Below are 8290 nucleotides of genomic sequence, written 5' to 3'. Positions count from 1 at the left end.
GTTTAAGACTTGATCATTAGATTTAATCATCTTAAAATAAATACTTGAAAGGTAAGTTGTACCATACAAACAACACCGTCTAATAATACAGATTGTTTAGCTTGATGTTAAATGCCTATATTATATAGATAAACATAATCAAAGTTACTATAACTGGAATGCTGAAGGGTTGCTACCGGCGTTGCTAGTATTCCAGTTATAGTGACGTGGTTTATTCCATTCTTTAAATACTTATGAACAATTTTTTACAATAATACTATAGATATTATCGTTTGAGTTGGGAAAAGTAATTAAAGCTGGGATTTTTAATATTCACCTATCTCCAAAGATAGGTGTTTTTTATTGCCTTTTTCTATGATACAATTATTTAAACACTTGTTCGAGTAAGGAGAAAATATGGAATCTACTAAGTATCTTAGCTTAATTAAAACTGAACTAGATAATATGCCAGACTTTGTTAAACAATATAATTTAGGTACTAATCACTCATTAACAACCACCTATCAATATTTAACCGAGATACGTCGTTTTTTTAATTGGTTACGTCAAGAAGGCATCTCTACTGCAAAAGATAATCAACATATCTTACCAGATACTTTAGCAAATTTACGGCGAAATGATATCATGTTGTACATTGATAACTTAGGCCACACTAAGAATAAGCAAGGACACTTGAACTCCCCCACTACTATTAATCGTTCTATTAATGCCCTACGCTCTTTATTTAAATTTTTGACCATTACATCAGATAATAATAATGGTGAGCCCTATTTTGAGCGCAACGTAATGCTCAAAATTGAGTCTTTAAATGATACTAAAACATTAAATTATCGTGCTCACGTTTTAGAATCACACATGTACACTGGAAACCTCAAATTCGAATTTCTTAAATTTATTAATCATGACTATGAAAATAAATGCAATAAGCAAGCTAAACCTGGTTTCAAGATGAATAAAGAAAGAGATATGGCCATTATTGCTTTAATTTTAGGGACAGGAATTCGAGTTTCTGAGTGTGCTGGCGTAGATATGCAAGATTTGAATATAAAGGACGCAGTTTTAGATGTCACGCGTAAAGGCGGACAAAAGGATAGTGTCCCTATTGCTGAATGGACTCTAAACTATATTAAAAATTATAAAAAAATCCGAACTGAGCGTTATATGGCCGATTCTAAGCAAACGGCTTTCTTTCTAACAAGATGGCACAATAAAACAAAACGCATGACTACTAATGCAATTGAAAAAATGGTTAGCAAATATTCAGCCAGCTTTGGTCATCCTCTTACCCCTCATAAATTGCGCCATACATTAGCTTCTGAATTGTATGCTGTTACTAAAGATCAAGTTTTAGTAGCACAGCAATTAGGTCAAAAAGGAACAACTGCCACAGATTTATATACTCACGTAGATCAAAAGAAGCAGCGAGCAGCATTAGATGCAATTTCTAATGATCATCAAAATTTAAATGAAACTAAATAATAAAACAGCACCAAACTATATAAAAATGGTGCTGTTTTTAATATGTTCAGCAATAACAAAAGTGTTATTGCTGATTGCTCCATAAATAATAGTAAATTTATTATTATATCCATAACTGCAACTATAACAATTTTACTATTAATATTAAATAATAAAAAAGACACTGTTTTTTAGTTTAACAGCGCCTCTTTTATTATTTAGTTAAATCTAATTTATCAATGTCTATCATCCATGCAATCGCAATAGACTTTTCACCTAAGTGTGTAGCAATTACAGGACTGAATTCAGCCACATCCACCGGCTTATCTGGGAAGTTAGTATTAATAAACTCTTTTATGTCTTCTGCTTGTTTGAGGTCATTAGAATGAAATACGAATAAACGTAATCTATCCTTATAAGGTAATTCTGCAGTTTTTTCTAAAGTAAGTTTCTTAACCTTGGCAACAGCACGCTTTAAAGATCTGATTTTATCAAAAGCAACAATTTTACCATCATCATTAAATGTTAATAATGGTTTTATTTGCAGCATAGTACCAATAAACGCACCTGCGTTGCTTAAACGACCGCCTCTGCTTAAATTCTTAAGATCATCAACTACAAAATATTCATCGATTGTCTTTCGAATTTCGTCCAGTTTCTTTAAAATAGCTTCTGGTTCCATGCCATTCTTAATCATTCTAGCAGCAGCTAATACCAAATAACCTTGTAATCTTACGGTCATTTTAGAATCATAAGGATATAGATTATATTCCGGATTATTATGAGCCATGTTTACCATGTTTTGATAAAATCCAGAAATACCACTCGATAAAGTAATAGCAATGATAGCCTCATAGCCTTCTCCATGAAGCTTATTGCATAATTCAATCATTTGACCCATGCTTGGTTGTGAAGTCTTAGGAAAAGCTGCGCCTTGCTTTTGTAGTTCAAAAAGTTGCGCAGAAGTAATATTAACTCCTTCTAAGTATTCCTTGTCGCCAACGATGACGGGAATCGGAACCACATTAATATTATTGTCCTTAACTTCTTGTTCAGTTAAGACACTAGTACTGTCAGTAACTAATGCGATTTTCAATTTATTTCCCCTTCCCAATTTCTTTAATTATATAATACAGAAGAATTATAGCATAAAACCATTAATTACACACCTATTGCAAGTCGTTTAATGAGGAAGAAGCTTGTGCAATTTCGTAAAGTTGCTTAACAAACAGACTAGAAGCATCAGAATCCAAAGATATAAAAAGAAGACTTTCAATTTTACTAAGTGTATTCTTTAGTTCTTCTGCTTTCTTTATACCTTCTAAACTTAATTTCACAATCTTACTTGAATCTTTTTCAGATCGTGTAATTTCTATAAGGCTCTTTGTCTTTTTTTGTTGAAGCTGACGACTTAAGGTAGATAAAGAAATATTAAGTGCTTTAGCTAATTTCCCCATGGCTAAAGCTTTATTATTTGTGTCATCAAAAAAAAGCAAAATTCTAGTTTGTGAAATATTCAGGCCACACTTGTGATTTATTTCTTTTTTTATTTGATCTGCAACAGTGCTAAAAAATAATACATCCATATACAAAGTCCTTTTTCTCCAAATTAGATTACTATAACTGTATTTTATCATTTAATAATCTATTTGATAATACCGTTTCCAAACTATATTAGATATATAGTGTTGTGTGAAACATTAAATATTAAAACTTTAATACTAATGTTAATTATAACTTTAATATGTCATTTTGTATTTATATTAGTTTTACCTAATTATTAATGTGTATTATTTTTAGCTTATAGTTGATAACTCTAATAATTTTAGAATATTGAATTTTATTGTTATAATATTAAACGTATTTTGAGGTGATGTATTATGGCATTTGATGGATCATTTATCCATAGTTTATTACAAGATTTAACCCCTACTCTAGTAGGAAGTCGTTTATCAAAAATTTACCAACCCTTTGATCAAGACTTAGTTTTAATCTTTAGAAAAAATCGAAAAAACTACCAATTTTTAATTTCAGCTAATGCACAATATCCAAGGATGTATTTAACTGAACAAACAATTAACAACCCTGATAAAGCTCCTATTTTTGTAATGGTATTACGTAAATACTTAGAGGGCTCTGTTTTACAATCTATTGATCAAGTAGGTTTAGATCGAATTACTAATTTCCATTTTAGTAATCGCAATGAATTGGGTGATGAAATCGAATTAGTTCTTTCCGTAGAATTAATGGGTCGTCACAGTAACGTGATTCTCTACAATCAAAAAGATAATCATATCATCGACTTATTAAAGAGAATTAATCCTGATGAAAATAGAGCTCGTATTTTATTACCAAAAGCAAAATATGAGTTACCTCCATTGAAGCCAGGAATAAATGGATTAACTTTGTCTGAAACTGAATTTAAACAACTTAGCAATGAAAATGATGCTAAAAGTTTAGCTAAGCAAATGGATGGTTTAGATAAAGATGATCGAAGTGAACTATTGGGGTACTTAGAAGATGAATACAGCTATTCTTCCTTTAAAACGTTTTTCAATCAGTTCGACAATCCACGCGCATTTGTTTTAAAGACTCCTAATAATAAGAGAAAAATCTTTTGTTATTTGCCTTATCATCTAGATCTTGAAAAGGAAAGCTCTAATCCTGACCTTAACAAAGGACTTGATGAATTTTATGAATATCAAGCTAATCGTGATTGGGTAAAACAACGCGCTAGTCAAGTAGAACGCGTGGTTAAGAATGAGCAAAAAAAGCTAAGCAAGAAAATCAAGAAATTAAAGAAACAACTCGATCTTGCTGAAAACTCAGAAGGATATCGTATTAAGGGTGAAATTTTAAACGCAAATTTAAATCAAGTGAAGCCAGGAATGACTACAGTTTCCCTGCCTAACTACTATGAAAACAATGCACCTATTGCAATAAAATTAGACCCTGCCCTTTCACCAGCACGCAATGCTCAAAAATATTTTACTCGATATAAAAAATTGCGCGATTCCATTAAACATGTTAATCAGCAAATCAAAATAGCCGAAGAAAATTTGCGCTATTTTGATTCTATTCAAACTGCTATCGATAATGCGGATCCGCAGGATATTGATCAAATTAATGATGAGTTAATCAATCAAGGATATATTCGAAAACAAAAGAAGAATAAACGAAAAAATAAAATTACAGAACGTAATCTGAATGAATTTAAACTTTCTTCTGGTAAACATGTTTTAGTTGGTAAAAACAATTATCAAAATGATTGGTTAACTTTAAAAAAGGCTAACAAATCTGATTACTGGTTCCATGTTAAAAATATGCCAGGATCTCACGTGATTTTACGAGATGATCAACCATCTGAAGACGATATTAAAGAAGCAGCTGAAATCGCAGCATTCTTTTCTAAGGGCAAAGACTCTGCCCATGTTCAAGTAGATTATGTACAAGACAAACGTGTTAAAAAGCCTAATGGTGCTAAACCCGGATTTGTAATTTATACTGGTCAAAACTCTATTGAAGTCACTCCAGTAGAGAAAGAAATTATGGCAATGAAAGTCAATAAAAAATAAGCATGCCTCTTAAACATGCTTATTGCGAAAGCTAAGTTATTTGAATAAACTTAGCTTTTTTATTTTAAATTGGTTGTGTAGTTAACGCTAGTGATTCTAATACATCTAAAATTAATTCAGCGGTTTCAATACTTGAAAATACCGGAATATGAGTATACAAAGCCTCATCTCTTATTCGTAATGCATCTTCACTAGCCGCATCAGAAAGATTAGTAATATTTACTACCATTACAATTTTATGTTGTCGGATTTTTTCTAGTAAATTGCGAGGATTATTATGGACTTTTTCTACAACTCCTGTAGTAATCCCAGCTTCCGCAAACATATTCGCAGTTCCTTCGGTTGCAATTAACTTAAAGCCCAATCTATCAAATCGACGAGCCAATTCTGTCACTCGATTTTTATCTTCATCTCTAACTGAAATAAAAATTGTCCCATAACTAGGGATGTGTAAATCACTAGCTTCGTATCCTTTGTATAATGCCTTAGCTAAATGAGTATCTCGCCCCATTACTGAACCAGATGATTTCATATTAGAATCAAATGTATTGCCACTACTATAATTAAGGAAAGAAAATACTGGCATTTTAATATGAATAAAGTTACTTGTATGCCATAGTCCATTGGGATAGCCCAAATCTTGAAGGTTATGACCTATCAAGACTTCCGTAGCGCAGGCAGTAATATCTTTATTCAAAGACTTAGACAAAAACGCTACGTTATGACCTGCATATGGCTTAATTTGTAATAAATATAATTCATCATTTACCAACAAATAATGTAAGTTAAAGATTCCTCTTGTTTGTAATACTTTTATCAATTTAATCGATTGTTGTTCAATCTTTTTTTGTTGTTCTAATGATAAATTTTGAGGTTTAATAACCGCTATTGAATCTGATGCATGTGAACCTGTTTGCTCTAAATGTTCAATAATACCAGGTAAAGTGACATTCTTACCATCCGAAATAGCTGTTACTTCATACTTATTCCCTTCAATAAACTGAGACACGGTGATTTGATCTACCTGATTTTCAGCTAAATATCTTTTAATTGCTGGAATATCATAAACTACAGCGGATTTTAATTTATTCTCTTTATTCATGCCCCCAATTAAAATTGGAAAATCATATTGATCAACAAATTCAAATACAGCATTAGGATTTGTAGTTTTCAGAGATGGTACTCGTTTTAAATCGGTCAGGGGATGATTTAATAATTCCGTAATCATATCACGAGGATCTTTAGTCTCCCATTGACCTATTATATGAAGACCATTTTCTTCCAATTGCTTACTTAATGCACTTACTCTTTTACCTGAAAATTGTAAAAGTACATCTTTAATATTTTCTCTTTTAGCAATAGTTAAAATATTTTCTAATGTAATTGATTCAAAATATACTCGATCGATATCCTTATATCTAGAAGAAACAGATTCATCATTATTTGAAAGCAAAACTGTAACATAGCCATTATTATGTAAAGTCTTTGCTGCATGAGCAATCATATAGTCAAATTCACTAGTCACAGATACTTGTAAAGGCAACATACCTAAAATTAATATCTTTTTATCTGCCGCTAAATCTTTAGCTTCATTTTGAACATCATATGCGCCATAGTAAGCACACACATTAGGCCGATAAACTCCAGCCGAACCGTCTATCTTTAAAAATGATGGTTCTAAATTATATTTACTAATTAATGATCGTACTTCCTCTACAGAAATATTTAATACCTTAGCAAGCAATGGATTAAAAAAGCCGTAATCTTTAGCTTCTCTTACTAAATCTAAAGTTAAATGCTCCTTATTTTGCACTAGTTTATTAATGATTGTGACAATATGAAGAAGCTTTTGATAATAAATTGGATGAAGGCCTGTAATTTCTTGTAATTCACTAAAAGGAATATTTTCTTTAATAGCTGCTAGTAATTTAATTAGATGTAATTCATCGGGATGCTTAAGATCTTCAATTATTTCTTCATATGTTTTCCGGCTCTCTTCTACAAAAGCAGCCCAGCCCAAGTCAAGATTAGTAGTTGCATCTAAACCTTTCAAAAACGCTGTTTCAAAATTACGTCCTACGCCCATTGCTTCGCCACTGGCTTGCATTCGATTATTCAACTGATAATGGTTATAACCTGAACCAGTAAATGACCAATAAGGTATTTTAATCGCTATTGCATCTAAAGTAGGTTCAATAGAAGTATTTAATCCTGATAATGGATCGGTTATTTCATTTAGTCGATAACCAATAGCTACTTTACTTACTACATAACCCACATCATACATGCCAATTCGTTGAGCCCAAACAGAACTACGAGTTAAACGAGGACGGATCGTCAATAATTTTGACTTAATTTGGGTGCCATGATGTTTAATAGCAAAATGAAAACTAGTAAAACCAACAATTTCCAAATTATCTACAATTCGTCTAACTGATTCTCTCAATTCTTGAATATGATCATTATTTAAAGTTAAAGACGGCATTACTATAGCTGAATCACCAGAATTTATTCCCACTGGCTCTATCGAACCAGCAAAATTAGTAAATACTAAATTGCCATCCTTATCACGTATTACATCAACAATAACTTCTTCCCAAGCTGAAAGATCCTCCGTTAATCGATAATTTTTCCATGTAAAATTATCAGTTTGTCTTTCTTCTTTAAAATAGGTCACTAAAGCTTCTTTAGTCTTAAATCGTAAATGTTCATTATGAACATAACGATTATACTTAGTAACTAATACTGGAAAAGTAACTTTGGAAAGTAAATTATCCATAGCACCATTCATATTGTCTTGAGCATTTTGATTTAATTCCCAAGACTCACTAGTATCAATTCCTAATTTATTTAAAAGCTCTGTTCTTTTTTGCTGATTACCCATCTGCAAGATACGAGAATTCAAAGTTAGCAACTGAATGCCCATTTGCTCTAAAATTCCATCTTGCAATAATTTATGAGCAACTTTTAATCCATTAGTTGAACCGTACGCAGTAATAATCGCATCTGGTTCTTCCATACGTAAAATTCGCTTAAGAAAATCTAATGTCATCGGCTCTAGATATACGGTAACATTGGACTTTTTATCCGTGGAGATAGTTGCTGGATTAGGATTAACCAATATAACTTGTATTCCTTCTTCGGTTAAGGCATCAATAGCTTCTGTAGCCATTAAGTCCATCTCAGCTACGCTACCAATCAAAGTAGGACCTGATCCGATAATTAATACTTTATCTAAATCATTTTCTAACGGCATA

Annotated in this window: 5 protein-coding genes; 2 read left to right on the top strand and 3 right to left on the bottom strand. The window is 31.7% G+C overall.

The window, feature by feature from the left end; all coding sequences use genetic code 11:
- Positions 1–396 precede the first annotated feature (396 nt).
- A complete protein-coding gene (gene xerS, locus CP368_RS02585) occupies positions 397–1479 on the top strand; it encodes a tyrosine recombinase XerS (protein ID WP_087235533.1) in 1083 nt (360 codons plus the stop codon).
- A 193-nt stretch (positions 1480–1672) separates the two neighbouring features.
- On the opposite strand, the gene CP368_RS02580 is transcribed toward xerS, so the two are convergent.
- Both CP368_RS02580 and CP368_RS02575 read right to left on the bottom strand, forming a co-directional pair.
- Complete coding sequence (locus tag CP368_RS02580) at positions 1673–2554, bottom strand: DegV family protein (RefSeq protein WP_098044371.1); 882 nt, start codon at positions 2552–2554, stop codon at positions 1673–1675.
- A 73-nt stretch (positions 2555–2627) separates the two neighbouring features.
- On the bottom strand, positions 2628–3044 hold the full coding sequence (locus tag CP368_RS02575) for a MarR family transcriptional regulator (protein ID WP_087176357.1): 417 nt from the start codon (positions 3042–3044) through the stop codon (positions 2628–2630).
- A 294-nt stretch (positions 3045–3338) separates the two neighbouring features.
- Here CP368_RS02575 and CP368_RS02570 point away from each other — a divergent pair, with 294 nt between their 5' ends.
- Positions 3339–5033 carry an NFACT family protein gene (locus tag CP368_RS02570; RefSeq protein ID WP_025005678.1) on the top strand — a complete coding sequence of 565 codons (1695 nt, stop codon included), beginning with the start codon at positions 3339–3341 and terminating at the stop codon, positions 5031–5033.
- Between the two features lie 64 nt (positions 5034–5097).
- Here CP368_RS02570 and CP368_RS02565 read toward each other — a convergent pair whose 3' ends face one another.
- The gene (locus CP368_RS02565) at positions 5098–8289 is read right to left on the bottom strand and encodes a carbamoyl phosphate synthase large subunit (RefSeq protein WP_098045733.1); all 3192 of its coding nucleotides are present in this window, start codon (positions 8287–8289) and stop codon (positions 5098–5100) included.
- Position 8290: the final 1 nt, after the last annotated feature.

It is taken from the genome of Lactobacillus sp. UMNPBX17, from assembly GCF_002553735.1.
Taxonomy (GTDB): domain Bacteria; phylum Bacillota; class Bacilli; order Lactobacillales; family Lactobacillaceae; genus Lactobacillus; species Lactobacillus gallinarum.
The sequence above is the reverse complement of the archived record's forward strand: the minus strand, read 5'-3'. Positions and strand labels throughout refer to the sequence as shown.

Coding starts and splice junctions, on each gene's coding strand:
- xerS (WP_087235533.1), top strand. CDS start 397: ATGGAATCTACTAAGTATCTTAGCTTAATTAAAACTGAACTAGATAAT.
- CP368_RS02575 (WP_087176357.1), bottom strand. CDS start 3,044: ATGGATGTATTATTTTTTAGCACTGTTGCAGATCAAATAAAAAAAGAA.
- CP368_RS02570 (WP_025005678.1), top strand. CDS start 3,339: ATGGCATTTGATGGATCATTTATCCATAGTTTATTACAAGATTTAACC.
- CP368_RS02565 (WP_098045733.1), bottom strand. CDS start 8,289: ATGCCGTTAGAAAATGATTTAGATAAAGTATTAATTATCGGATCAGGT.